Below are 25645 nucleotides of genomic sequence, written 5' to 3'. Positions count from 1 at the left end.
TCCCCCCCGCGTCTTAGACGATGGCTCACTCACGCTCCTTTCCACCAGCCAAGCCGGGCATCATGTTCCTGTAATTCATGACCCTGAGGGGGGTGCAAATGAGGCTCGAATGTGACGTGTCAGGTCATAACCACAGTCACGGTGAACTATGCGACGTGGGCAAGGAGCTGTACGCGAACGCGCTCCGCACGGGTCGAATCGCCCGTTCCGAGGCCGAGGCCGCCCCCTGCCTGAAGGAACTGTCCCTCCTGCACCCGGATCCGGACGACAGCCAGTGGCTCCATCCGATCCCGCCCTCGATCGCGCTCAACCAGCTCATCCACCCCATCGAGCAGGAGATACAGGCGCGGCGCCAGCACGCCATCGCCCTGGCCGACGCGTTCGAGCCGTTCCTCGCCATCCACACCCAGGACCCCTCGGCCACCCAGGCGATCACCGTCCTCGAAGGCCTCAGCGTCATCAACGCCACGCTGGACCGCGTCATCAACGAGTGCACCGTGGAGCTCCTCACCATCCAGCCCGGCAGCGGCCGCCGCCCCGAGACCCTGGAAGCCGCCCTGCGCCGCATGGAGCCGCTCCTCGACCGCGGTGTCCGGATGCGCACGCTCTACCAGCACACCGCCCGCCACCATCCGGCCACCCTCGCCTACGTCGAGCGCGTCGCCCCCTACGGGCTGGAACTGCGCACCCTCGAAGAGATCGTCGACCGGCTGATCATCGTCGACCGCAAGGTCGCCTTCGTGCCCGCCCGCAGCGACCGCCAGGTCGCCCTCGAACTGCGCCACGAGGGCCTCGTCCAGTACCTCGTGGGCGTCTTCGACCAGTTCTGGCTGCACGGGGTGCCCTGGGAGGAGGAGATCCCCTACAGCCCGTCCGTGGACGGCATCGGCGGCGTCCAGCGCTCCATCGCCAAACTCCTCGTCGAGGGCCACGTCGACGAGGCCATCGCCCGCCGCCTCGGCATGAACGTCCGCACCTGCCGCGCCCACATCGCCAAGCTCGCCGCCACCCTCGGCAGCGGCAGCCGGGCCCAGCTCGGCTACCTGATCGCCCAGTCGGGCATCCTCGATCAGGACAACTGACCAGCGTCGAACGGGACAACCGACCACCGTGTACATACAGATCGACCTCGACGGGCCCGCCGGGACCCTTCGGGTCTCCGGGCACGGGCTGCCCACCGTGGAGCTCGTACGGGCCCCCGGAACCACCCCGAACACCCACACCCCCATCGGGACCCGCAAGCCCGCCCTGCTCGCCCTCACCGTCGACGGGGAGCCCGCCCGGCTCAGGCCCGCGCGGGGCCGGCTGCTGCGGCGCTCCTACCGGGTGGACGTCCGCGTCGACGGGATCCGCTACCGCCTCGCCCCCTGCACCCACGTGGACAGCCGGTTCACCCGCGACGGGCGGACGCTCGGCACCCTGGAGTCCTCGGGGGACGGCACGGTGGACGCCGACTGGGACCCGGCCGTCGACCCCACCCCGCTCGACCGGGCCGTCGGCACCGCGCTGGCCGCCGCGTTCGGCACCGGCGCGGCCCCCTGGTGGGAGACCCTCGGCGACATCGTGGCCGAACTCATCCCGTAGCCGGGGACGCACGGGACATGCGCGAGGCCGTAGCCGGGGCCGCACCGCACACGCGCGAGGCCCCTTCCACACCCGTGGAAGGGGCCTCGTCGCTTCTCTGTCCTACTCGCCGCGCTTGGGGCGCCAGACCACCAGCGCGCTCGCCTGCTGCACGTCCTGGTACGGCACCAGGTCGCGCCGGTACGAGGCGTGCACCTGGGCCTCGCGCTGCCGCATCGCCGCCGCCGCGCCGTCGACGGCGGACGACAGCTCCGCGATCCGGCTCTGCAACGCCGCGACCTGGTTCTCCAGTTCGATGATGCGCTTGATCCCGGCCAGGTTGATGCCCTCGTCCTGCGACAGCTGCTGCACCTGACGGAGCAGCTCGATGTCCCGGGCCGAGTAACGCCGGCCGCGGCCCGCCGTGCGGTCCGGGGAGACCAGACCGAGACGGTCGTACTGCCGCAGGGTCTGCGGGTGGAGACCGGAGAGCTGGGCCGCCACCGAGATGACGTACACCGGCGACTCGTCGGTCAGTTCGTACGGATTGCGTCGGCGCCCGTCCACCGGGTCACGCTCCCTTCGCGGCCTGGAACAGCTCCGCCCGGGGGTCCTCGGAGGCGGTCGCCTCGCGGTAGGTCTCCAGGGCGTCACGTGCCTTGTCGTCCAGCTCCTTCGGCACCGCGATCTCGACCGTCACGAGGAGGTCGCCGCGGCTGCCGTCCTTGCGGACCGCGCCCTTGCCCCGGGCGCGCATGGTCCGGCCGTTCGGGGTGCCCGCGGGCAGCTTCAGGGTGACCGCGGGGCCGCCGAGGGTCGGCACCTTGACCTCGCCACCGAGCGCCGCCTCCGTGAAGGAGACCGGCACGGTGACGGTGAGGTTGTCGTCCTTGCGGCCGAAGACCGGGTGGGCGTCGACGTGCACGACGACGTACAGGTCGCCGTTCTGCCCGCCGCGCTCGCCCGGCGCTCCCTTGCCGCGCAGCCGGATCTTCTGGTTGTCGCTCACCCCGGCCGGGATGCGGACCTGCATGGTGCGGGAGGACTTGGCACGGCCGCTGCCCTTGCAGACCTCGCAGGGGTTCTCGGCGATGAGGCCGCGGCCCTTGCAGTCCACGCAGGGGTCGGTGAGCGAGAAGCCGCCGCCGCTGCCGCGCGAGACCTGTCCGGTGCCGACGCAGGTCGGGCAGACCCGGGGGGTGCCGTTCTTGTCGCCGGTGCCCGAACAGGCCGTGCACGGCTGCTGGCTGGACATCCGCAGCGGTACGGTCGCGCCCTCGATGGCCTCGGTGAAGCTGAGCGTCACCTCGGACTCGATGTCCTGACCGCGCCGCGGCTGGGTACGGGTGCCCGCACCGGCGCCGCGGTTGAACAGGCCGCCGAAGACGTCCCCGATACCGCCACCGCCGCCACCGAAGCCGCCGCCCGCACCGCCCTGGGCGCCACCTCCGAAGAGGTCGCCCAGGTCGAAGTTGAACGAGCCGCCGGCCCCGGGTCCGCCGGCTCTGAAGCCACCGTTCCCGAAGAGGGCGCGGGCCTCGTCGTACTCCTTGCGCTTCTTGGGGTCGCCGAGGATGTCGTTGGCCTCGGAGATCTCCTTGAAGCGCTCCTCGGCCCTGGTGTCGCCCTTGTTGGCGTCCGGGTGGTTCTCGCGGGCGAGCTTCCGGTACGCCTTCTTGATCTCGGCGTCGGTGGCGTCCTTGGGGACGCCGAGAACCTTGTAGTAGTCCTTCTCGACGAAGTCCTTCGTGCTCATCGACGTCCCTCCTTCCGGACCGCTCCGGTGTTCGTCACTGCTCCGGTGACCGCCGGGGGTCCGGCGGTCACCCCTGCTCCGAGGATCGGCGCGTCACCCCTCTTCGGGGGCACCGCTCTCCTCGTCGGAGGCCTTGCTCTCGTCCTTGGCCGGGGTCGCGCCCGGCTGGGGCTCGGCGACGGCCACGCGGGCGGGCCGGATGGTCCGCTCGCCGATCCGGTACCCCGGCTGCAGGATCGCCACGCAGGTCGTCTCGGTGACGTCCGGCGCGTACGAGTGCATCAGGGCCTCGTGGATCATCGGGTCGAAGGGCTCGCCCTCCTTGCCGAACTGCTGCAGACCCATCTTGGCGACGACGGTCTCCAGCGATTCGGCCACCGACTTGAACCCGCCCACGAGCTCGCCGTGGTCCCGGGCCCGGCCGACGTCGTCGAGCACCGGAAGCAGGTCGGACAGGAGGCCGGCGACGGCGATCTCCTTGACCGTGACCCGGTCCCGCTCCACGCGGCGGCGGTAGTTCTGGTACTCGGCCTGGAGCCGCTGGAGGTCCGCGGTGCGCTCGTCGAGCGCCGTACGGGTCTGGTCCAGCTGCGCCAGCAGGGCTACGTCCGTAGCGTCCCCGGCCGGGGCCGCCCCCTCCGCCTTGTCGGCGGGGGCGGCGGCAGCGGCGGTATCGGGCTCCTCGGGCGGGCCGTCGGCGGGGACGTCGGGCTTCTCCTCGAAGCCCGGGGTCTCCTCCGACATCAGGCAGCGCCGCCCTTCGGCTTGTCCTCGTCCACGATCTCGGCGTCGACGACGTCGTCGTCGGCCTGGGCCTGCTGGGCACCGGCGTCGCCGCCGGCGGCCTGGGCGCCCTGGGCGTCGGCGTACAGCGCCTGGCCGAGCTTCTGGGAGACGGCCGCGACCTTCTCGGTGGCGGTGCGGATCTCGGCGGTGTCCTCGCCCTTGAGCTTCTCCTTCAGCTCGACGAGCGCGGCCTCGACCTCGTCCTTGACGTCGCCGGGAACCTTGTCCTCGTTGTCCTTGAGGAACTTCTCCGTCTGGTAGACGAGCTGCTCGCCCTGGTTGCGGGACTCGGCGGCCTCGCGGCGACGGTGGTCCTCGTCCGCGTACTGCTCGGCCTCCTGGCGCATCCGGTCGACCTCGTCCTTCGGCAGCGAGGAGCCGCCGGTGACGGTCATCTTCTGCTCCTTGCCCGTGCCCAGGTCCTTCGCGGTCACGTGCATGATGCCGTTGGCGTCGATGTCGAAGGCGACCTCGATCTGCGGGACGCCACGCGGGGCCGGCGGCAGACCGGTCAGCTCGAACATGCCGAGCTTCTTGTTGTACGCCGCGATCTCGCGCTCGCCCTGGTAGACCTGGATCTGCACGGACGGCTGGTTGTCCTCGGCCGTCGTGAAGATCTCGGACCGCTTGGTCGGGATCGTGGTGTTGCGCTCGATGAGCTTGGTCATGATGCCGCCCTTGGTCTCGATGCCGAGGGACAGCGGGGTCACGTCGAGGAGCAGGACGTCCTTGACCTCACCCTTGAGCACACCGGCCTGCAGGGCGGCGCCGATGGCGACGACCTCGTCCGGGTTGACGCCCTTGTTGGCGTCCTGACCGCCGGTCAGCTCCTTGACGAGCTCGGCGACGGCCGGCATACGGGTCGAACCACCGACGAGGACGACGTGGTCGATCTCGGAGAGGTTGATGCCCGCGTCCTTGATGACGTTGTGGAACGGCACCTTGCAGCGGTCGAGCAGGTCCGAGGTCAGCTGCTGGAACTGGGCGCGCGTGAGCTTCTCGTCCAGGTGCAGCGGGCCCTCGGCGGAGGCCGTGATGTACGGCAGGTTGATCGAGGTCTCCGTGGAGGAGGACAGCTCGATCTTGGCCTTCTCGGCGGCCTCGCGGAGGCGCTGGAGGGCCATCTTGTCCTTGGCCAGGTCCACGCCGTGGCCGTTCTGGAACTGGGTCACCAGGTAGTCGACGACGCGCTGGTCCCAGTCGTCACCACCGAGGTGGTTGTCACCGTTGGTGGCCTTCACCTCGACGACGCCGTCGCCGATCTCCAGGAGGGACACGTCGAAGGTGCCGCCACCGAGGTCGAAGACGAGGATCGTCTGGTCGTCCTTGTCGAGGCCGTACGCCAGGGCGGCGGCGGTCGGCTCGTTGACGATGCGCAGGACGTTGAGGCCCGCGATCTCACCGGCCTCCTTGGTGGCCTGACGCTCGGAGTCGTTGAAGTACGCCGGGACGGTGATGACCGCGTCGACGACCTTCTCGCCCAGGTAGGCCTCGGCGTCGCGCTTCAGCTTCTGCAGGATGAAGGCGCTCATCTGCTGCGGGTTGAAGTTCTTGCCGTCGATCTCGATCTTCCAGTCGGTGCCCATGTGGCGCTTGACCGACCGGATGGTCCTGTCGACGTTGGTGACGGCCTGACGCTTGGCCACCTCGCCGACGAGCACCTCGCCGTTCTTCGCGAAGGCGACGACGGACGGCGTGGTCCTGGCGCCCTCGGCGTTGGTGATGACGGTGGGCTCGCCGCCTTCCAGAACGCTGACGACGGAGTTAGTCGTGCCCAGGTCGATGCCGACCGCACGTGCCATTTCGATTCCTCCAGCTGACGTACTTGAGTGGATCTGACTCAAGGATGCACGACGGTTCTCGATGAGTCAACAGACCTGAGTGGAGGGGACTCAACTCTTCGCCCTTTATCTCACTCATACACGGCCGGGCGCGCGTCGATCCCGGACCGGACGGGGTGACGCGTGAGAGAGTCCGGTTGCCCCTTGCCGGGCAAAGCAGGCATATCCCACGAATATCCCATGATTCTCAAGTCCCGGGTCCACGGATCCCCGTGTCCCCGCTCCTCGGTCGCCGCTCGGAAGGGTGTGGGGAATGACGGCCAAGCGCACGTTCGACGTCGTGGGCGGGCTCGCCCTCCTGGTCGCACTGTCCCCGCTCCTCGCCGCCGTCGCCCTCTCGGTCGCGCTCGGCGGGGCCACCCCCGGCCGGGGCGTGCTGCGCCGCCGCACGGTGGCCGGACTCGGGGGGCGGCCCTTCACGATGCTCACCTTCCGCACGAGGAGCCCGCTGGCCGCCCTGCCGCTGCTGCTGCACGTCGTCGGGGGCCGGATGTCGCTGGTCGGACCGTGTCCACTGACCCCCTCCCACCGCGAATGCGCGGGCGAGGGACGCCGTCGGCTCTCCGTACGACCGGGGCTCACCGGCCCGTGGCAGATCAGCGGACGCTCGGACCTGCCGTGGGAGGAGCGCGAGCTGCTCGACCTCCACTACGTGGACCACCACTGGCTGGGGATGGATCTGTCGATCCTGGCGCGTACGCTTCCAGCAGTCCGCAGGCGGCGCGCGGCAAGGTTTGCCTGAGCGACACAGATCACCGCGAGCTCCGCTACAGCACGGGGCCCCGAACGGGTAATCTCAGCACGGACTCCATAAGTTACCGCTTAGTAGGCCCGCCCGAGGAGCCCCTCATGCAACTCGCCGCGATCATCGTGTCGATCGCCATCACGGTGGTGGCCGTCGCGCTGTTCGGCCGTGCCACCGTGCAGATCTACCGGTTCGTGCGTCTCGGGCAGCCCGTGCCCGCCGGCACCCGCACCGGCGACCCCACCCAGCGCACGCTCACCCTGGTCAAGGAATTCCTCGGCCACACCCGGATGAACCGCTGGGGCATCGTCGGCTTCGCGCACTGGTTCGTGGCCGTGGGCTTCTTCTCGCTGCTCCTCACGATCGTGAACGCCTTCGGCCAGCTCTTCCAGGCCGACTGGCTGATCCCGATCATCGGCGACTGGCTGCCGTACGAGATCTTCACCGAGTTCCTCGGCCTGATGACGGTCCTCGGCATCGTGACCCTCATCGTGATCCGGCAGCTCAGCAAGCCGACCAAGGCGGGCCGCAAGTCCCGCTTCGCCGGCTCCAAGACGGGCCAGGCCTACTTCGTCGAGGCCGTCATCCTGATCGTCGGCCTCTGCATCATGACGCTGCGCGCCCTCGAAGGCGTCCAGCACCACGTGACGAGCTGGGAGCCGGGCTTCTTCGCCTCGTACCCGCTGATCGCGCTGCTCGACGACCTCGACCTGAGCACGATCCAGCACCTCACCTACTTCGTCGCGGCGCTCAAGATCGTCACGTCCTTCACCTGGATGATCACGGTCTCGCTGAACACGAACATGGGTGTCGCCTGGCACCGCTTCCTCGGCTTCCCGAACATCTGGTTCAAGCGGAACGCCGACGGCTCCACCGCGCTCGGCGGGCTCCTGCCGATGACGACGGCCGGCAAGGAGATCGACTGGGAGGACCCGGCCGAGGACGCCGTCTTCGGTGTCTCCCAGGTCGAGCAGTTCTCCTGGAAGGGCATCCTCGACTTCTCCACCTGCACCGAGTGCGGCCGCTGCCAGTCGCAGTGCCCCGCCTGGAACACCGGCAAGCCGCTCTCCCCCAAGCTCCTCATCATGTCGCTGCGCGACCACGCGCACGCCAAGGCCCCGTACCTGCTCGCCGGCGGCGGCAAGCTGGATCCATCAGCGCCTGGCGGCGCGGGGTCGGGCAACGAGAAGGCCACCGAGGAGCAGCTCAAGGACGTCCCCGCCTCCGCGATCGCCGAGGCCGAGCGCCCCCTCATCGGCACCGCCGAGGAGAACGGCGTCATCGACCCCGACGTCCTGTGGTCCTGCACCACCTGCGGCGCCTGCGTCGAGCAGTGCCCGGTCGACATCGAGCACATCGACCACATCGTCGACATGCGCCGCTACCAGGTGATGATCGAGTCCGCGTTCCCGTCCGAGGCGGGCACGATGCTCAAGAACCTGGAGAAGAAGGGCAACCCCTGGGGCCTGGCGAAGAAGCAGCGCGTCGAGTGGACCAAGGAGGTCGACTTCGAGGTCCCGATCGTCGGCAAGGACGTCGAGGACCTCTCGGAGTACGACTACCTGTACTGGGTCGGCTGCGCGGGCGCCCTGGAGGACCGGGCCAAGAAGACCACCAAGGCCTTCGCCGAGCTGCTGAACATCGCGGGCGTCAAGTTCGCGATCATGGGCGGCGACGAGAAGTGCACCGGTGACTCCCCCCGCCGCCTGGGCAACGAGCCGCTGTTCCAGCAGCTCGCCCAGGAGAACGTCGCGATGCTGAACATGGCGTTCGGCGAGGACGACGAGGACGAGTCGACGAAGAAGCCGAAGTCGGCGAAGCGGATCGTCTCGACCTGCCCGCACTGCTTCAACACCATCGCCAACGAGTACCCGCAGCTCGGCGGCGAGTACGAGGTCATCCACCACACCCAGCTGCTCCAGCACCTCATCGACGAGGGCAAGCTGGTCCCGGTGACCCCGGTCGACGGCCTCATCACCTACCACGACCCGTGCTACCTGGGCCGTCACAACAAGGTCTACACGCCGCCGCGCGAGATCATGTCCGCCGTCCCCGGCCTGCGCCAGCAGGAGATGCACCGCCACAAGGAGCGCGGCTTCTGCTGCGGCGCCGGTGGTGCCCGGATGTGGATGGAGGAGCGGATCGGCAAGCGCATCAACAACGAGCGCGTCGAGGAGGCCCTGTCCCTCAACCCGGACATCGTCTCCACCGCCTGCCCGTTCTGCCTCGTCATGCTGACCGACTCGGTCAACGGCAAGAAGAACGAGGGCAAGGCCAAGGAGTCCGTCACGGTCGTGGACGTGGCCCAGCTGCTCCTCGAATCGGTGAAGACCCCGGCCGACCCCGAGCCGGAACCGGCCGAGGAGCCGGAGCCGGCCGTCTGACCCGGACATGAGAGGGCCGCCCCGCGAGAGATCGCGGGGCGGCCCTTTTCCGTGTCGTCAGACCTTCCTGGCGACGTGCTTCTCCACGAGCCTGCCCCAGAAGTCGTAGACCGAGCTGCCGGCGCCCTGCTTCGGGGTGTCGATGGCGGCGAGCTCGTACCGGTGCCCGCCGGCGTCGACGAGCCTGTACGTCCAGCCGTGGTGGCCGGCGGCCGGGTGCCTCAGGTCGAGGGTGGCGACGGCGTGACCGTTCGGCCGGCTGATCTCGACACGGGGCCAGGACGCGCTCTTGTGGAACCGGGCGGTGTTCCCGTCGGGGAGCGTCACCTCGGCGGAGGCCTGCCCCGGGGCCGGCTTCGGAGCCGGCTTCGGGGCCGGCTTCGGGGCCGGCTCGGGCTTCTGCTTCGGGGCGGGGGTCGGCTTCGGGGCTGGGGCGTCCTCGATCCAGGAGGTGACGGTGCCGTCGGGCCGGAGGACGACGTGGAGCCCGTTGTTCCGCCCGTGGACGGGCTGCCCGTCGGTGCTGGTGAGGGTGCCGATCAGGGACCCGTCGGCGTAGATCTCGGCGGAGAAGCGGCCGGGACCGTCCTGGTAGACCTTGGCGAGGGAGCCGTCCGCGAGATCGACGTTCCGCCAGAAGACGGACTGGCCGCTCGTGGCACCGGCCCCCGGAACCCGGTCCGGCCCGTCGGCGGCGAAGGCTCCGGCGGCCGGCAGGAGGAGGGCGGCGACAGCCCCGGTGGCGACGGCGGCGGTACGGGTGGAACGACGGGTGACACGCATCGGAAGGGCTCCTTGCTCGGGTCGCTGACATCTCCGAAGCTACGAGTACGACATTGAGGCGATACGTCGGATTTGTAACGAACGCCCGGCCTTTCCCCCTAGGGGATGTCACAGCTCAGTGGCAAGCACCGGCCCGAGGAGCGCCCGCGCGGCGGAAGCGGGTACGTTCGACGACGTGGCTGGATTCAGGAACGGACGCGGCCGGGACAACCGCCCCCCGCAGCACCAACAACCGCAGCAGGCGCCGTACGGGTACAACGCGGCCCCGCCGCCGTACCCGCAGCAGCAGTGGCCCCAGCAGGGCCCGGGCCAGGGCCCGGCCCCGTACGGGCAGCAGCAGAGCGGCGGGCAGCAGCAGTCCTACGGGGAGCCGGAGTACTTCGGCGAGCCGCACGGCGGCCCGCAGCACCCGCAGGCGGCGACGGCGAACAACCCGGGCCACACCCAGATGTTCAGCGTCGACGACCCCTACGGCGACGCCTCGACCCACCGGCCCGGCGCCGCCCCCGTCCCCACGGGCCCCCGGCTGCCGTGGAAGGCGCTCCTGAGCGGCATCGTGCTGCGCCCGGCGGACACGTTCCTGCGGATGCGGGACCACGCCGTCTGGGGCCCGGCGCTGATCGTCACCTTCCTGTACGGGCTCCTCGCCATCTTCGGCTTCGACAAGGCGCGCGACGAGGCCATCGACGCGACCCTCTCGACGGCGATCCCGTACGTCCTGATGACCGCCCTCGGCTTCGTCGTCGGCGGGCTGATCCTGGGCGCGGTGACGCACACGCTCGCGCGCCAGCTCGGCGGCGACGGGGCCTGGCAGCCGACGGTGGGCCTGTCGATGCTGATCATGTCGATCACGGACGCGCCCCGGCTGGTCTTCGCCGTCTTCCTGGGCGGCGAGAACGGCCTCGTCCAGGTGATCGGCTGGCTGACCTGGCTGGCGGCCGGAGCGCTCTTCACCGTCATGGTGAGCCGCTCGCACGACCTGCCGTGGCCGAAGGCGCTGGGCGCGTCGGCGATCCAGCTGGTGGCCCTGCTGAGCCTGATCAAGCTGGGCATGCTGTAGGGACGGACGACGAAGAGGGCCCCGCCGGCACACGGCGGGGCCCTCTTCCCATGTCCGGGACGGGCTCAGGCGTCGAGGACCTGACCCTCGCGCTTGACCACGGGCGGCTCGACCGACCATGGCAAATGGACTAGATGACGGTAGTAACCTGCTGCGGTACAGACGGACCAGGTCGCAGGCAGGGGAGGCCCCGATCATGGCGCGCAAGGTGGGCATCTACACGCGGATCTCGCGCGACGACGAGGGCGAGGCCCTGGGCGTCGCCCGCCAGCGGACGGACTGCGAGCGCCTGGCGGACCTCCGCACCTGGCTGCCGGTGAAGGTCTACGAGGACAACGACGTGTCCGCGTTCAAGCGGAACGTCGTCCGCGAAGAGTTCGAGCTGATGCTCAAGGACTTGAAGGCCGGCCTGATCGACGGAGTGGTGTCGTACGACCTCGACCGCCTCGCCCGCCAACCCCAAGACCTTGAGCGGTTGATCGAGATCTACGACGATCGCCCGCGGCTGGAGTTCGCGACCGTCACCAATGACGTGAACCTCGGCACGGCGGACGGCCGGACCATGGCCCGGATCATGGTGGCGTTCGCCAACAAGTCGTCGCACGACACGTCACGACGGCTCAAGCGCAAGCACCTGGAGCTGGCCCAGCAGGGCAAGAGCAACGGCGGCCCGGCACCGTACGGGTGGCAGAAGGACGACCGCGACAAGGTGGACCCCGAAGCGGCACGGCACATCCGCGCGGCACAGAAGGAAGTGCTCGCCGGGGTCCGCATCGGCACCATCCGTACGAGGTGGCAGGAAGAGGGGCTGGGGAACCCTCGCGCCGGCACCAAGCGGATGGCCCACCACCACGTCGAACACATCCTGACCAATCCACGGCTTGCCGGGTACCGGACCTACCACGGCGAGATCCTCCACGGCGGGGACGGCAAGCCTGTCGTGGGCGAGTGGGAGCCGATCAACTCCCCGGAGGAGTGGGAGGCGGTCTGCGCGGCCATCTCCGAGCGCAAGCAGAGCAAGGCCGGCCAGACCCTCGCGCGTAAGTACCTGCTCTCTGGGATCGCCCGCTGCGGCCTGTGCAAGAGCAAGATCCGGGGCCAGGTCAACCATAAGTGGCAGCCGGGATCCAAGGGCGCGCAGTACACCTATCAGTGCTCCAAGGTGAACGGCGGATGCGGCAAGGTCGGCCGCGTCGGTGAGCCAGTGGACAGACTCATTGCCCGCCTCGTGCTCCAGGAGCAACGGGAGAAGGCCGCCACAACGACCGTGCCAACTGAGGAACGCTGGACCAAAGAAGAGGAGTTGGAATCGCTCCTCCTCGACATTGCCCAGCTCATCGAGGCGGAGAAGGCCAAGACGATCACTGTCTCCACGCTCCTGCAACTGCTTCCCGGCAAGGAACGCGAGCGGGACGCCTTGAAACTGGAACGGGCCCGCTTCTACAAGGAACAGAAGCAGGCTGAGGCTAAGGGCAAGACGGCCGATCTCACTGAGGGAGAGTTCTTCGATCTCCCAATCGAGCGACAGCGAGAGATCGTGCTGCATAGCCTCACCGCCGTGATGATCCACCCGGCTGGCCGGGGGCGTCGCATTTTTGACCCCAGTCTGGTCGAACCAGTCTGGCAATGATGCTCAGGCACGCCCCTGGAGTGTGAGCGCCCGACGAACCCACTCCTCATCCCGCTCAGGAGCCCGCCGAAGGTGGATCCGGATCCACTCCTCCGTCGTGAGGACCTCTGCCGCCGTCTGTTCCTGACGAGCCTTTGATTCCTTAACTGCCGTACTCATCAAGCACACCTCCAGCCAGTTCTTCACGTGCGGTGTCTCGGTTGGTGCGGATGTCGCGGGCGATGCTGGCGGCGAGCCAGGACTCGCCGGGTGTGTGGCCGTGTCCGGCGTAGCTCCAGTGGGCGATCACGAGGATGGAGCCCTCCGGGTCGTCGTCCGGGTCCGGCAGGCCCCGCTCCCGTCGCTCCTGAGCGGCGCGGTAGTCGGCGCGGGTCTGGCGCAGGGCGCCGAGGGTGGTGGAGTAGGCGCGGGACTTGGTGGAGAAGTGGCCCCGGAAGCCGAGCATGTGCGACCAGCGCGCCAGCATCCGGCCCGGATAGGCGCCGTCGAGGGTCCAGCAGGCTTCGATCAGGCGCCGGGTGTGCTCGGGAACGTCGAGCCGGTCCAGCTCCGCCGGTTCCCCGATACGGCGGTCCACCGTGCCGGTCGTCTCGGCGGCCTTGGTGGCGTACTTGGCGACGTAGGAGGCGACGGCCTGCTCGGTCAGCTCCTCCCGGCCGAGCGCGCCGATCGGCTGCACGTCCACCTGACTGCCCCACCGCAAAGTCCGCTCGGGGTAGGTGCCGGCGGCCGGAACAGTGACGGCGACCCGGGCGGCAGCCGCGCGGATCGCATCGTCGAGCAAGGTGACCGAGGCCCAGGCAGGCGGGGCGGTGTCGGGGCCGTCGGGGCCGTCGAGGCGGACCACGGCGTGGAAGTGGATCGCGCCGCGTTTCTGGAACTCGGCGACTTTCCCGAAGGCCACCCGGCACGACTCCTTCAACGCGGCCTGGGTGATCCCGGCGCGGGCGGCGATCTCCCGGCGCAGGTAGATGGTGAAGCGCTGCCAGAGATGTCCGGCGTGGTTGTTCCACAGCACCGCGCCCGCGTAGTCGTACCGGGCCGGGTCCAGGGCCGTACCGAGCGCGGGGTCGTGTTCAGCGTGGGCGGTACCGCAGCGGCAGCGGCCGGAAGCGGGGCGGTTGTGCACCGGGCCGAAGGAGGGGGCGGTCAGGGTCGCGAAGACCCGGGGGTGGTCCCGCACCTTGGCGGGGACGTTCTTCCGCTCATCGCCCGTGATCCCGGCCCGGATCAGGTGGTACGTGTCCCCCGCGTACGTCCAGGCACACGAGGGACAGCGGGAGGCCCGGCGGTTGCCACAGGCGACCCGTAACCGGCCACCCGGCTCATCGGCCGTCGAGTACGAGTACAGGACATCGCCCGTGCGGCGGTCGCGGGTGACGGTGGTGCCGGACAGGTGGATCGGATCCGAGCAGCCCCCCGTACGCCGGATCTGTTCACGCCAGCGGTCGAAGCCGGGGGTGTTGGCGACCCGGAGAAGGTCGGCCAGGGCGAGGGGGTCTTGCCCGAGGGCCGCCGCCATGGGAGCGACAGCGGCCGGGGCAACGGGGAATTGCGTCACGCGGCCACCGCCAGGGCGATATCGGCGGTCTCGAACATCGGCCGGTCGGAACGCTCCATAGCGGCGGCACTGACCCCCGGCACCGGTCCGAGAGAGACCATGGAGGCCATACGCTGCGTCAGGTGGAACCGCTTCTCGACAGGGAAGCGAGCGACGTGAGCAGCGGTGTGGCGGGGCCCGGCCTCGTCCTCGACCCACAGCCTCAGGTACCCGCTGGTGAACGCGGCCGACCGGTACAGCTCCTCCAGCCCCAGCCGAGCCGCGCCCTGGACGATCCAGTCGCACAGCTTCGCGTCGTCGCCCCTGCGATACCGGTACGACGTCGGCATGTCCGAGGCGTAGAGCGCGACGGAGCGTTCCATGTTCGACAGGTCCCGGACCGAGATCCGTCCGGAGTGCACGAGCGTCAGGGTGGCAGGCATCATGAGTACGCCCCTTGAGGGTCTGGGGAGCGGCTGACTGCTTGGCGGTAGGTGGCCGCTCCCTAGCTGCACAACGAGCCTCTTGGCCCGCTTGCTCAACTTGTTGGGACAAGTTGATAGAGATGATGCTGCACCCGTCGCCGTGGGGCGTCAAGCACTTTGCGCTTACATGTACCAACAAGTTGACTGAGTGCGTCATGATGGACCCATGAGCAAGCAGCCGAAGTACCGACAGGTGGCCGACGCCCTGCGTCGTGAGATCGACAGTGGCGCCTACGGACCCGGCGCGCGGCTCCCCTCAGAGGCCGAACTCTCAGCCCGCTTCGATGCCTCCAGGAACACGGTCCGTTCCGGCCTGAGCCTGCTGGTCGGCGAGGGACTGATCACGTCCAGCCAGGGGCTTGGGTACGAAGTGCGGGAGCACGAAGTCTTCGAGCTCAACGCATCCCGGTTCGAGAACCTGACCTTCCCGCAGAACGGCGACGCGTACTCCACGGACGTCACGAACGCAGGGCGCCGGCCGCACCAGACCTTCCGGGTCGAGCTGACGACCGCACCCGCGTACATCGCCGAGCGACTGAAGGTCGAAGTCGATTCGCGCGCGGTGCTCAGGTTCTGCCACCGATTCGTTGACGATGTGCCGTGGTCCACTCAGGCCACGCACTACCCGGACTGGCTCGTGGAGATGGCACCCCGGCTGACCGAGCCCGGAGACATTGCCGAGGGGACCACCCGGTACCTGGCGAGCCTTGGAATCGAGCAGGTGGGTTACGCGGATGAGATCGCGACCCGGATGCCGACCCCCGACGAGGCCCGCCTCTTGGAGATCGGTGCAGGGGTTCCGGTTCTCCTGTGGACCCGAACGGGCTACTCGACTGAGCGTCCGATCCGCTGCACCGTGACGACCTTCCGGGGCGACCTGAACCGGATGAACTACGAGATCGGCGACCTGTCCGCCCGAAGCGAGAACGAGCCTCAGTGAGAATCACCCCCGCCATCCCCGCCGACCTGTCTCGGCTCCTCGCGTTCCGCACGGAAGCGGCGTCCTGGCTCAGCAAGCTAGGCAGCGATCAGTGGCGCCGTCCATACCCGGCTGACAAGCTCTTGGCGACGATCGAGGCCGGGACGGTGTTCATGCTCCGCGATGGCGAGCACACCGCAGGAACGATCACCCTGACGCCCGAAGCGGAAGACGGTCTGTGGTCGGAGGAAGAACTGAGCGAGCCGTCCATGTTCGTCAACAAGCTCACGGTGGCCCGCGAGTACGCAGGGAAGAACCTCGGCGGCAGGCTGCTCGACTGGGCGGGAGACCGTGCCTGCCAGTCGTCGGCGAAGTGGCTCCGGCTCGATGCGTGGACGACGAACACAGCCCTTCAGCGCTACTACTTGGGGCAGGGTTTTGAGCATGTCCGGACCGTCCTCGAAGGCAGCGCCGTCAACGGCGGACCACGTGTATCAGGATGGCTTGCACAACGTCCGGCGCAGCCGACTGACCACGGTTTGACAGACGAGACGCCGAGTCCGCAGCCCATCGAAGAGTGAGCCTGTTACAGGTTTCTCTACCTCATCAAGACCCGCGCACGGCGCGGGAGCGCGCCGCCTTTACGGCGGGGCCGCCGCCACTGTCTTCGCCAGCGGCGGCCCCGCCCGGCGGCACGCACGCCTGACAGCCCGGGCTGATGGGCAGCCAAAGCAGGCCTTCAAGCACGGCAACCGTCACATGGCACGCGTAGCCACGAGCGCTGCCGACTGCGGCCAAGAGGGGCGTCCAAAAGACGGCCAGCGGCGAGGGAGGGGTGGCCTCTTGCGCGGGGCCGGCCGACTGCCGGGCCTGAGGGGAGCGGGGCGCCGTACCCCTGCCGTCACGGATTACGGGAGCGTGAGGCGACCGCACCACCGGGAAGGGGCGGGCGGGGAGCAGCTGCTGCCGCGAGGTGGCAGAGGCCGGTGTGGTCGCTCCGCGTCGGTACAGCTATCACCGTGGTTGATGAGCGTGTCGTGTGGACACCTATCGGTGCACACCGCCTGCATCGCCCATAGCACATTTGGCGGGCTTTGGAGGCACATTCGGGATGACCGGAAAACTGGTCGACCCGAGCCCCTGACCAGCGGAAACGTCACCTGAAAACGCTATTCGTGGTTAAGAGGCAGTTAGCTGCTCGCGGGGCTAACTAGGGCTAGCTAAGGCTAGACAGCTATAGTGGGTAGGCACGAGAGGGTTGGCCAAGTGCCTTGGCCCCAGCGATCTTCGCGAGGAAGCCCTGTGCCTAGATCCTCCAGCACGGAGGCCCGGCTCTGGTGGCTAGACCAGAACCGGGCTCGTGCGTGGAGTTACCGAAGCGGGTCCGGCCGAGTAACAGACGGTCGGACCCGTTTCTCTTGGGCCCGCCATTCGTCCGGCTCCTCTTCTGTCGCACTTATCGCGCGAACTGCTCCACACAGCCTGCGATCGCCGAGATTGCCGCGAGAATCGCGATCACCACCTCGGCCCTCGTAAGGTTCCGACGATGATCGCGGTCCGGCTCATCCGACTTCCGCAGATCTGCCATGTCACACTTCCAGTCCGGTCGTGCTAACCCCTCACGGGGTCTTCGGCTCTGGTGTCCGAAGCTCGGGATGGACCGGAAGTGGACGGCAGAAGCATATCTGGCGGCAGTGACACTCGGTGCGGACGAATGTGCGCCCCCGCCAGGATTTCCCCCTAGAGGGCTTCTTTGTTCTCCTTGATCGGCTGGCCCGACCTACTTACTGGAGGCAAGACACTCCAGGGGAAGTTGATCCACTCGTCGGTCTTCTTCCACACGTACTCGCACTTCACGAGGGAGTGGGACTTCTCGTAGATCACGGCGGAACGGACCTCGGCGACGTGGTCGACGCAGAAGTCGTGGACGAGCTTGAGCGTCTTGCCGGTGTCGGCGACGTCGTCGGCGATCAGGACCTTCTTGTCGCTGAAGTCGATCGCGTTCGGCACGGGCGCCAGCATGACCGGCATCTCCAGCGTGGTGCCGACGCCGGTGTAGAACTCCACGTTCACGAGGTGGATGTTCTTGCAGTCCAGGGCGTAGGCCAGACCGCCGGCGACGAAGACCCCGCCGCGGGCGATCGACAGCACGACGTCCGGCTCGTAACCGTCGTCCGCGACGGTCTGCGCCAGCTCGCGGATGGCGCGCCCGAAGCCCTCGTACGTCAGGTTCTCGCGTACCTCACTCATGCCTGCGACCGCCTCACACCTGGGTCCGATGGAAGTTCATGAACGAGCGGGAGGCCGTCGGCCCCCGCTGGCCCTGGTACCGGGAGCCGTACCGCTCACTCCCGTACGGGAACTCGGCGGGCGAGCTCAGCCGGAACAGGCACAGCTGCCCGATCTTCATACCCGGCCAGAGCTTGATCGGCAGGGTGGCGAGGTTCGACAGCTCCAGGGTCACGTGCCCGGAGAACCCCGGGTCGATGAACCCGGCGGTCGAGTGCGTCACGAGACCCAGCCGCCCCAGAGAGCTCTTCCCCTCCAGCCGCGAGGCGATGTCGTCCGGGAGGGTGATGACCTCGTAGGTCGAGGCGAGCACGAACTCGCCGGGGTGGAGGATGAACGCCTCGTCCCCCTCCGGCTCGACCTCACGGGTCAGGTCGAACTGTTCGACGGCGGGGTCGATGTGGGGGTAGCGGTGGTTCTCGAACACCCGGAAGAAGCGGTCAAGCCTCACGTCGATGCTCGAGGGCTGCACCATGGATTCGTCGTACGGGTCGATGCGCACCCGTCCGGCATCGATCTCGGCCCGGATGTCCTTGTCTGAGAGAAGCACGCCCCCACGATACGCAGAGGGCGCGGACCTGCCCCAATCGGCAGGGTCCCGCGCCCCTGGCACCCGTCAGCGCCGCCCGGACTCCACCGGCACCGCATGCCGCAGCCGCGCACACCGCGGACACCGGATGAGCCGCCCCGGCCCGATGCGCCCGGCCCCGAGCTGCTGAAGCGGGAACGAAGCGGTACTGAACACATGCCCCTCGGCACAACGGACGACGGTGCGCTCCATCGGACCCATCAAGTCCCTTCCCCTACACATGTGGTGGACGAGCAGCCACATTAGGGGATGAAGGGGACACCCTCCAGACGGCACTCCGCACACGCCGAGGCACGAACTTCGGCTCGAGTGGCGCATGGGGTACAGTGTGCAACCATGCGGCACGGTTCATCCGGCCGCTGTGCGGATGTAGTTTAATGGTAGAACATGAGCTTCCCAAGCTTATAGCGCGGGTTCGATTCCCGTCATCCGCTCTTGAACGAAGCCCCAGGTCAGCGACCTGGGGCTTCGTCGTTGCCTAGACCTCTCGGCCCTTCCCTCCGCGTGCCCCGAGCCACGAGCCGCGGCACCCGCGCGAATTCGCTCTCCCAAAGAGGCGCTTGGCCGAGGGCCCCTGGCGGTCAGTCGTGGCGGGGGGCCTTGACCGCTGAGATCAGCAGGATGACCGCGAGCGCGGGGGTGAGGACCAGGGCGGGGATCACCCCAAGTAGGAGTCCCCGCCGAGGAGCGCGCCGGCGATCGAGCCCGTGGCCATGAGTCCGGCGAAGCGCAGGTCGGCGCCGAGGACGGCGAAACCGCCGTCGCGGCTGTAGCGGGCGAACGCGACGAGCATCGTGGGCAGGGACACCAGCAGGGACAGGCTGCCCGCGAGCTTGATGCGGGGGCGAGATCTGCGATGCATCCGAGCTCTTGGCCTTGCACATCACAGCCGCGTACGAGCCGTGCGGCGCATCTACCCGGCGTGGGGTGGCGAGCTGCGTGGGGTGACCAGGCCGGATTCGTAGGCGAGGACGACGAGTTGGGCGCGGTCGCGGGCGTGGAGTTTGGTCATGGCCCGGTTGACGTGGGTCTTCGCGGTCAGGGGGCTGATCACCATGCGGGTCGCGATCTCGTCGTTGGACAGGCCCTGCGCGACCAGGACGACTGCTTCACGTTCGCGGCCGGTCAGCTCCTCCAGAGACGTGCCGGTGCCGCTGGAGGTGGGGGGCGGCTGGGTGACGTACCGGTTGATCAGCCTGCGGGTGATCGAGGGTGCGAGGAGGGCGTCGCCGCGCGCGGCCACGCGTACGGCGTGCAGGAAGTCCTCCGGGAAGATGTCCTTGACGAGGAATCCGGCGGCGCCGGCGCGCAGTGCGTCGAAGACGTGTTCGTCCAGGCCGTAGTTGGTCAGGATGACGACGTGCACTCCGGCGAGGGCGGGGTCGGCGGCGATGCGCCGGGTCGTCTCGATGCCGTCGAGGACCGGCATCTGGATGTCGATGAGTGCGACGTCGGGCAGGTGTTCTCTGGCAAGCTCCAGGCCTTGTTGCCCGTTGGACGCCTCGGCCACGACCTCGATGTCGTCTTCGAGGTCGAGGAACGCGCGGAATCCGCTGCGGATGAGCGGCTGGTCGTCGACCAGCAGGACACGGATCATGATGCTCGTTCCACGGGAAGTTCGGCCTGGACGGTGAATCCGCCTTCGCGGCGCGGTGCTGCCCGGAGATGTCCTCCGAGGGCGGTGGCGCGTTCGCGCATCCCGAGCAGTCCGACGCCCGGGACCGGTGCGGCGTCCGATGTGGCCCTGCCGTCGTCGTCGACCTGGAGGGTGACGGCGTCCGGGCGGTAGTCGATGTGGACCGATGCCGTGGTGGCGTCCGCGTGACGGGCGATGTTGGTGAGCGACTCCTGCACGATCCGGTAGACGGTGCGGCCCACCGCGGCCGGGACGTCGTGCCGCTGTCCCGCGATCGTCAGTTTCGTCTCCAGACCCGGGCCGCCTGCCCGTTCCACCAGTTCGGGGATGTGGTCGAGGCCGTGCGGCGGGGTGGTGTCGTCGTCGCGCAGGGCCTCCAGGGTGGCGCGGAGCTCCCGGGAGGCCTCCCGGCCGGCCTCCCGGATCGCCAGGAGGGCCTCCGGTACCTCTTCGCCGCGCTTGAGAGCCACATGGACGGCGGCTTCGGACTGCACCTTGATGACCGAGATCTGATGGGTGAGCGAATCGTGCAGCTCCCGCGCGATGTACAGCCGCTCCTCGTCGGCGCGGCGCCGCGCGGTCTCCTCCCGGGTGCGTTCGGCTTCGTCGGCCCGCTGTTCGGCCTGCCTGAGGGCTTCGCCGGCGGCGCCGGCGGCGATGAGCCAGGCGATCTGGAGGGCGCCCCGGGCCTGCGCGAACGCCTGACCGGTGTCGTGCAGGCCCGAGGCGAGGGCCGCGAGGGGGAGCGCCGCCAGCACGGCCACGCTCACCACCACCGTGACGCGGCGGTGCCCCGCGCGCATCGCCGCGTACACCGCGAAGAGGAACGCGACGGCGGCCACGTCGAAGCCCGCCGCCTGGTAGCCCACCGCGCAGAGCCCGGTGATGGCGAGGACGGCGATCGGAGCACGGCGGCCCGCGGCCAGCGCCAGGCCGCCCACGGCCAACAGCGCGTAGCCGAGCAGGCCCAGGCCCATGGTGGAGTGCTGCCCTGACGACAGACCGGTGACCAGCAGCGCTGCCGCCACGCCCACTGCGATCAGCCAGTCCCTGACAACGGCCGGAACCCGGACCCGTCCTATGTTCATGCGCGCACCGTAGCCCCTGGCCCTCGGGGGCGAATCCCGCTCGCGGACGAGCGGGCGGCTACCACGGGGGCAGTAGCTCGGCGGCACCTGCCGCGTCGGTGGTAGAGCGAAGTGTCTGCGCTTGCCGGACGACCTGCCGGGGCCGGGCCGACATGCTCGAACCACATCCAGTCGTGGGAAGAGAAGGAGCACCCTGATGTCCGCTCGTAGCCTGGCGCACGCCTCGGTCCAGCCGCTCGCCGCCGGTGTCACCGACTTCAGCGTCGGGCGGCTCGGAGCCACCACCGGCGGGCTGCTGGGGCTGGCCGCCGTGGTCATCGCCGTGCTCGCGGTAACCCGCCCCCATGGCCGTCTCGGCATTGCCAAGGGGGCGCTCGGGGCCACGGCGGCCGTGACCGCGGGGCTGATCGCCATGGCCCTCGGCGCTCTGGTCGCGGCGACCGCCGACGGTGGACTCGGCACCGGCAACGGGCTTGGCGGGGCCTACGTGGCCCTGCTGCTGGGACTGACCGGCACTGTCCTGGGCGGGTGGGCGGCTCTGATCCGTTCCCGCAGCACCCGTTGACCACGGCGGAGGATACGTGTCGGCCGCGGTCACGCCCTGCGGGCGGTCACCGCGCGACGTACCGCGGAGGCTGCGGCGCCGGCGGCCAGGACCGCGGCGCCGGAGATCACCGACGAGGCCGGGAGGGCGATGCCGAGAGCGATCGGGATGGCCCTCCGGATCGTGCGGGCGGGATCGCGGACCTCCTCGCCGAGGGTGGCGATGCGGGCGTAGCCGGCGAAGGCGAAGAACAGCAGGCCCGCGGCGTGGAGCACCCCGCCGAAGGTCGCGTCGTCACCGATGCCGAGCCCGGCGGTGTCCGCGTCGCCGGAGCTGAGCGCGGCGACGACCACGGCGGCCAGCAGGGCCAGGACCACGGCGACGATGACGCGGGTGAGCCAGGCGGACTTCCGCACCTCGGCGTAGTCGACGGCGGTCAGCGCCACCACGGCCGCGACCGCGACCGCGTGGGCCTGTCCGGGCCACACGTACGAGCCGACGGTCAGCGCCATGGCCGCGCACGAGGCGGTCTTGCCGACCACGAACGCCCAGCCGGCGAGGTACCCCCGAACTCGCCCAACCGCTCCCGCCCGTGGACGTACGTACCTCCCGAGGCGGGGTAGCGGGCGGCCAGGCGCGCCGAGGACATCGCGTTGCAGTACGCCACCACCGCCGCCAGTGCCAGGCCGAGCAGCAGACCCGACCCGGCCGCACCGACCGCCGGACCCAGGGCCGCGAAGATCCCCGCCCCGGTGCGCGGGCCAGGGACACCGCCCCTCCACCGGGAGGTGGCGGAGCCCCTGGCGGCGCCGGCTACGTAAGCGCTGTGATGACCTCGCGTGCCGCCCGTTCGCCTTCGGTCGCGCCGCCTTCCATGAAGCCCTGGAAGTCGTAGCTGCAGTGCTCGCCGCCGATGTGGACGTTGCCCTGCGCGGTGCCCTCGTAGCGGGCGTAGCGGTGGAGGTAGCCGGTGGGCCAGTAGGAGTAGGCGCCGAGGGAGTAGGGGTTGCGGTGCCAGGCCGACAGTTGGGCGCGTCCGTTCCATGCTGCCTTGGTGCCGGGGAAGAACGCGTCGATGCCGGTGAGCATCCGGTTGGCCAGGGCGCGTACGTAGGGGTCGGTCTCGGTGGCGAAGGGGGTCGCGGGTGTGAGCGCGCCGGCCAGGGTGCCTCCCCCGTACTGGAGCAGGATGCCTCCGTTGCCGGGCTGGACCTTGGTGGTGTCCCAGGTCTGCTGGATGTCGGTGTCGGTGAAGCAGTCGCCCGCGGAGACGCCGGGCCAGGGGCCGGCGCCGCGCCAGGGCCGGCTGGTGAACTGCATGTTGAGCTTGGTGCAGTAGCCCATGCGCGCGTCGCGCAGGAGGCTCTTCATGAGCGGGTCGAATCCGGCTGCGGTGAGGTCGATGCGTTGCAGTACGGGCAGCGGCAGGCACAGGATGGTGTGGTCGGCTGTGACGGTGCGGGTGGTGCCGGACTCGTTGAAGGTGAGGGTTTGGGTCCCGTCGGCATTGGCTCTGACGGCGGTGAGTTCGCGGCCCATCAGAAGGGATCCGGCGGGCAGGGTCTGTGCGATGGCGTGCGGAAGTTGGTCGTTGCCACCGGTGATGTGGTAGCGCTCGTTGGACAGGCCCCAGACGTTGAAGTGGCCGGGGTTGGGCTGGTAGCCCATCAGGAGGACCAGGGCGAGGGCCGACTGGTCGACGGTGTCGGCGCCGTACTCGACGTTGTAGGCGACGTCGATGAACTGGCCCAGGCGTGAGGTGTGGCCGCCGGGGACGCGGGTCTCGATCCACTGGTACAGGGACATGTTGTCCAGGGCGGTGCCGGTGGGGGTGGTGGTGTTCCAGGAGACCTCGCCGGCGTCCTGGAGGTCTCGGCGCAGGGCCTGGTAGACGGCCTTGAAGTCTTCGTCGGCCTGGGAGCGGGGGTAGTAGGTGCCGTCGAACCAGAGGACTTCTTCGGCTCCGTTCGGTCCGCCGCCGAGGAAGTCCTCGATGGGCAGGTTGAAGCGGCGGCACAGTTCGAGGATCTTCTTGTGGCTGGTGTCGATCAGCTCGCCGCCGATCTCGGAGGTCTGGCCGTAGGCCCAGTGGGCACGCTGGGTCCACATGCGGCCGCCGACCCGGGTGGGGTCGGCCTCGTAGAGGGTGGAGGCGATGCCCGCGTCCTTGAGGGTGAGGGCCGCGGTCAAACCGGCGATGCCGGCGCCGACGACGGCGATACGGGGGTTGCCGGTCGGCGGCTTCTTGTCGTCGGGGGCGGTCTCCGCCCGGGCGGGAACGGTGGCGGCGGCGCCGGCCAGCGCGGTTCCGAGGCCGAGGGCGGCGGCGCGCTCCAGCAGGGCGCGGCGGCTCATGCTCCGCACGTCGGCGGCGGGCAGGGCCAGGCGGCGGGCGGCGGCGTGTTCGGCGGCGAGTCGCCTCAGGGCGTGCATGACGGAGGTTCGGGCCATGGTGGCGGGCTCCCTGGGATTCAGACGTTCGCGACGGAGGGGGACGCGTTCTCGGTGCTGCAGTCGTCGGTGCCGGCGTCCTCGGTGCGCTCGGTCGCGTCTTCCAGGACGATCCGGCCGATCACCTCGTAGCGCTCGGGCGCCTTGAACTTGAGGTAGAAGCCGAGGGCCAGGCCGCCGAGGAAGACGGCGGCGACGATCCAGGGGATGAGGGTGAAGACGAGGGAGTCGGCGGCCAGCCCGGCCGCCGTCTTCATGTTGACCACCAGCAGGACGACGACGGCGCTCATCGCGATCCCGCCGAGCAGGGGGGCGGTGAAGGTCTTGAACCAGTGCCGGTCCTCGGGGTGGTTCTTGCGGAAGTAGCCGATCACGGCGAAGGAGCAGAGGGTCTGGACGATGAGGATCGCCATCGTTCCGAGGATCGCGAGCAGGGTGTAGAGGTGAATGTAGGGGTCCTGGCCGGTGAGCCAGAACGCGGCGACCAGGACGATCGCGATGGCGCTCTGCACGAGGGAGGCGACGTACGGGGAGCCGTGCCGGATGTGGGTACGGCCGAGGGCGGGGTGCAGGAAGCCCTCGCGGCCGATCGCGTAGAGGTAGCGGGCGGCGCACTGGTGGAAGGCCATGCCGCAGGCGAAGGACCCGGTAAGCAGGAGCCACTGGAAGGAGTCGACGGCCCAGGAACCGATGAACTGCTGGGTGGGTGCGAAGAACAGGTCCAGGGGGTTGGTGGAGGCGGACAGCTCCACGGACTTGGACAGGCCGTTGCCGGCGATGGTCATCCAGGAGACGAAGATGTAGAAAAGGCCGACGCCGACGACCGAGATCAGGGTGGCCTTCGGGATCACCCGCTTGGGGTCACGGGACTCCTCGCCGTACATGGCGGTCGATTCGAATCCGACCCAGGACCAGAAGGCGAAGAAGAGACCGAGGCCGGCGGAGGCGCCGGTGAAGGCGTTCTTCGGGTTGACCGGTTCCAGCGGGATGCCGTCCGGGCCGCCGCCCGCGACCATTACCGCGATCGCGACGGCGAGCAGGACGGCTATCTCCCCGATCAGCATCACGCCGAGCGCCTTGGCGGTGAGGTTGATGTCGAAGTGCGCGAGAACAGCGGTGACGCAGAGCATCGCGGCCGCGTACAGGATCCAAGGGAGTTCGACGCCGAGTTGGTCGTGCACGGTCGTCTTGGCGAAGTACGAGAACACGCCGACGATCGAGGCCTCGAAGACGATGTAGGCGAGGACGGCGAGCATCCCGGAGGCCATCCCCGCGATCCGGCCCAGGCCGTGAGAGATGTATCCGTAGAAGGCCCCCGCAGCCGTGATCCGCTTGGCCATGGCCACGTAGCCGACGGCGAAGACCGTCAGGACGACGGTGGCGAAGAGATATCCGGCCGGGGCCCCGATACCGTTGCCGAAACCGACGGCGATCGGCAGGTTTCCGGTCATGGCCGTGATCGGCGCGGCAGTGGCCACGGCCATGAACACCACCCCGACCAAGCCGACCGAGTTGGCCTTGAGCCGGTGGACTTCACCGCTGGGACTGTGGGACAT

23 protein-coding genes, 1 tRNA gene and 1 pseudogene are annotated in these 25645 nt (G+C 69.2%); 10 read left to right on the top strand and 15 right to left on the bottom strand.

Annotated features, from left to right (window positions below; all coding sequences use genetic code 11):
* The first annotated feature begins 77 nt into the window (after positions 1–77).
* Positions 78–1082 carry a helix-turn-helix transcriptional regulator gene (locus tag ACRRSS_RS00125; protein ID WP_351895116.1) on the top strand — a complete coding sequence of 335 codons (1005 nt, stop codon included), beginning with the start codon at positions 78–80 and terminating at the stop codon, positions 1080–1082.
* 28 nt (positions 1083–1110) lie between these two features.
* Entirely contained in the window at positions 1111–1584 is a 474-nt protein-coding gene (locus tag ACRRSS_RS00120; protein ID WP_435969220.1) for a hypothetical protein, read from the top strand.
* A gap of 102 nt (positions 1585–1686) precedes the next feature.
* Here ACRRSS_RS00120 and ACRRSS_RS00115 read toward each other — a convergent pair whose 3' ends face one another.
* The 4 genes from ACRRSS_RS00115 to dnaK all read right to left on the bottom strand — a co-directional run bounded on the left by ACRRSS_RS00115 (position 1687) and on the right by dnaK (position 5907).
* The gene (locus ACRRSS_RS00115) at positions 1687–2130 is read right to left on the bottom strand and encodes a heat shock protein transcriptional repressor HspR (RefSeq protein WP_435969219.1); all 444 of its coding nucleotides are present in this window, start codon (positions 2128–2130) and stop codon (positions 1687–1689) included.
* Positions 2131–2134: 4 nt separating this feature from the next.
* The gene (dnaJ, locus tag ACRRSS_RS00110) at positions 2135–3319 is read right to left on the bottom strand and encodes a molecular chaperone DnaJ (RefSeq protein ID WP_435969218.1); all 1185 of its coding nucleotides are present in this window, start codon (positions 3317–3319) and stop codon (positions 2135–2137) included.
* Positions 3320–3412: 93 nt separating this feature from the next.
* Positions 3413–4063, bottom strand: a complete 651-nt coding sequence (grpE, locus tag ACRRSS_RS00105; protein ID WP_435969217.1) for a nucleotide exchange factor GrpE — start codon at positions 4061–4063, stop codon at positions 3413–3415.
* Complete coding sequence (gene dnaK / locus ACRRSS_RS00100; protein WP_435969216.1) at positions 4063–5907, bottom strand: molecular chaperone DnaK; 1845 nt, start codon at positions 5905–5907, stop codon at positions 4063–4065. Before dnaK ends, grpE begins: the two co-directional genes overlap by 1 nt.
* Before the next feature lie 292 nt (positions 5908–6199).
* Between dnaK and ACRRSS_RS00095 the strand changes: the two genes are divergently transcribed.
* Entirely contained in the window at positions 6200–6688 is a 489-nt protein-coding gene (locus ACRRSS_RS00095) for a sugar transferase (protein WP_351895106.1), read from the top strand.
* A 107-nt stretch (positions 6689–6795) separates the two neighbouring features.
* The gene (locus ACRRSS_RS00090; protein WP_435969215.1) at positions 6796–9075 is read left to right on the top strand and encodes a (Fe-S)-binding protein; all 2280 of its coding nucleotides are present in this window, start codon (positions 6796–6798) and stop codon (positions 9073–9075) included.
* A gap of 57 nt (positions 9076–9132) precedes the next feature.
* Here the strand turns inward: ACRRSS_RS00090 and ACRRSS_RS00085 are convergent, their stop codons facing one another.
* Entirely contained in the window at positions 9133–9858 is a 726-nt protein-coding gene (locus ACRRSS_RS00085) for a hypothetical protein (protein ID WP_435969214.1), read from the bottom strand.
* Between the two features lie 175 nt (positions 9859–10033).
* On the opposite strand from ACRRSS_RS00085, the gene ACRRSS_RS00080 reads away from it, so the two are divergent.
* Both ACRRSS_RS00080 and ACRRSS_RS00075 read left to right on the top strand, forming a co-directional pair.
* The gene (locus ACRRSS_RS00080; protein WP_435969213.1) at positions 10034–10918 is read left to right on the top strand and encodes a Yip1 family protein; all 885 of its coding nucleotides are present in this window, start codon (positions 10034–10036) and stop codon (positions 10916–10918) included.
* A gap of 196 nt (positions 10919–11114) precedes the next feature.
* Complete coding sequence (locus ACRRSS_RS00075; RefSeq protein WP_435969212.1) at positions 11115–12548, top strand: recombinase family protein; 1434 nt, start codon at positions 11115–11117, stop codon at positions 12546–12548.
* 142 nt (positions 12549–12690) lie between these two features.
* On the opposite strand, the gene repSA is transcribed toward ACRRSS_RS00075, so the two are convergent.
* Positions 12691–14070 carry a replication initiator protein RepSA gene (gene repSA / locus ACRRSS_RS00070; protein WP_435969211.1) on the bottom strand — a complete coding sequence of 460 codons (1380 nt, stop codon included), beginning with the start codon at positions 14068–14070 and terminating at the stop codon, positions 12691–12693.
* Between the two features lie 35 nt (positions 14071–14105).
* Positions 14106–14534 carry a hypothetical protein gene (locus ACRRSS_RS00065; RefSeq protein ID WP_435969210.1) on the bottom strand — a complete coding sequence of 143 codons (429 nt, stop codon included), beginning with the start codon at positions 14532–14534 and terminating at the stop codon, positions 14106–14108.
* Positions 14535–14739: 205 nt separating this feature from the next.
* On the opposite strand from ACRRSS_RS00065, the gene ACRRSS_RS00060 reads away from it, so the two are divergent.
* Together ACRRSS_RS00060 and ACRRSS_RS00055 are read left to right on the top strand one after the other, a co-directional pair.
* Positions 14740–15513, top strand: coding sequence for a GntR family transcriptional regulator (locus ACRRSS_RS00060; RefSeq protein WP_386400850.1), 774 nt, complete (start codon positions 14740–14742; stop codon positions 15511–15513).
* Positions 15510–16073, top strand: a complete 564-nt coding sequence (locus ACRRSS_RS00055) for a GNAT family N-acetyltransferase (protein ID WP_435969209.1) — start codon at positions 15510–15512, stop codon at positions 16071–16073. The genes ACRRSS_RS00060 and ACRRSS_RS00055 overlap by 4 nt, the downstream gene beginning before the upstream one ends.
* A 1159-nt stretch (positions 16074–17232) precedes the next feature.
* Here the strand turns inward: ACRRSS_RS00055 and ACRRSS_RS00050 are convergent.
* Positions 17233–17742: a phosphoribosyltransferase gene (locus tag ACRRSS_RS00050; protein WP_435969208.1), complete on the bottom strand. Its 510-nt coding sequence runs from the start codon at positions 17740–17742 to the stop codon at positions 17233–17235.
* Positions 17743–17755: 13 nt separating this feature from the next.
* Complete coding sequence (gene dcd / locus ACRRSS_RS00045; RefSeq protein ID WP_351895094.1) at positions 17756–18331, bottom strand: dCTP deaminase; 576 nt, start codon at positions 18329–18331, stop codon at positions 17756–17758.
* 402 nt (positions 18332–18733) lie between these two features.
* Between dcd and ACRRSS_RS00040 the strand changes: the two genes are divergently transcribed.
* Positions 18734–18804: transfer RNA gene (locus tag ACRRSS_RS00040), tRNA-Gly, on the top strand.
* A 224-nt stretch (positions 18805–19028) separates the two neighbouring features.
* On the opposite strand, the gene ACRRSS_RS00035 is transcribed toward ACRRSS_RS00040, so the two are convergent.
* The 3 genes from ACRRSS_RS00035 to ACRRSS_RS00025 are packed head-to-tail and all read right to left on the bottom strand — an operon-like array spanning position 19029 to position 21094.
* Positions 19029–19232 (bottom strand): hypothetical protein, encoded by a 204-nt coding sequence (locus ACRRSS_RS00035; RefSeq protein ID WP_435969207.1) that lies wholly within the window; start codon positions 19230–19232, stop codon positions 19029–19031.
* A 51-nt stretch (positions 19233–19283) separates the two neighbouring features.
* A complete protein-coding gene (locus ACRRSS_RS00030) occupies positions 19284–19967 on the bottom strand; it encodes a response regulator (RefSeq protein ID WP_435969206.1) in 684 nt (227 codons plus the stop codon).
* Complete coding sequence (locus ACRRSS_RS00025; RefSeq protein WP_435969205.1) at positions 19964–21094, bottom strand: sensor histidine kinase; 1131 nt, start codon at positions 21092–21094, stop codon at positions 19964–19966. The genes ACRRSS_RS00030 and ACRRSS_RS00025 overlap by 4 nt, the downstream gene beginning before the upstream one ends.
* 196 nt (positions 21095–21290) lie before the next feature.
* Between ACRRSS_RS00025 and ACRRSS_RS00020 the strand changes: the two genes are divergently transcribed.
* The gene (locus tag ACRRSS_RS00020; RefSeq protein ID WP_435969204.1) at positions 21291–21659 is read left to right on the top strand and encodes a DUF6223 family protein; all 369 of its coding nucleotides are present in this window, start codon (positions 21291–21293) and stop codon (positions 21657–21659) included.
* A 32-nt stretch (positions 21660–21691) separates the two neighbouring features.
* Here the strand turns inward: ACRRSS_RS00020 and ACRRSS_RS00015 are convergent.
* From ACRRSS_RS00015 to ACRRSS_RS00005, 3 genes and pseudogenes are all read right to left on the bottom strand, one after another.
* A pseudogene (locus ACRRSS_RS00015) lies at positions 21692–22380 on the bottom strand (APC family permease); the annotation flags it as partial.
* Positions 22381–22451: 71 nt separating this feature from the next.
* A complete protein-coding gene (locus ACRRSS_RS00010) occupies positions 22452–24089 on the bottom strand; it encodes a flavin monoamine oxidase family protein (RefSeq protein WP_435969203.1) in 1638 nt (545 codons plus the stop codon).
* 20 nt (positions 24090–24109) lie between these two features.
* Positions 24110–25645 carry an APC family permease gene (locus ACRRSS_RS00005; protein WP_435969202.1) on the bottom strand — a complete coding sequence of 512 codons (1536 nt, stop codon included), beginning with the start codon at positions 25643–25645 and terminating at the stop codon, positions 24110–24112.

It is taken from the genome of Streptomyces sp. Qhu_M48 (genome assembly GCF_051305195.1).
Classification (GTDB): domain Bacteria; phylum Actinomycetota; class Actinomycetes; order Streptomycetales; family Streptomycetaceae; genus Streptomyces.
The sequence above is the reverse complement of the archived record's forward strand: the minus strand, read 5'-3'. Positions and strand labels throughout refer to the sequence as shown.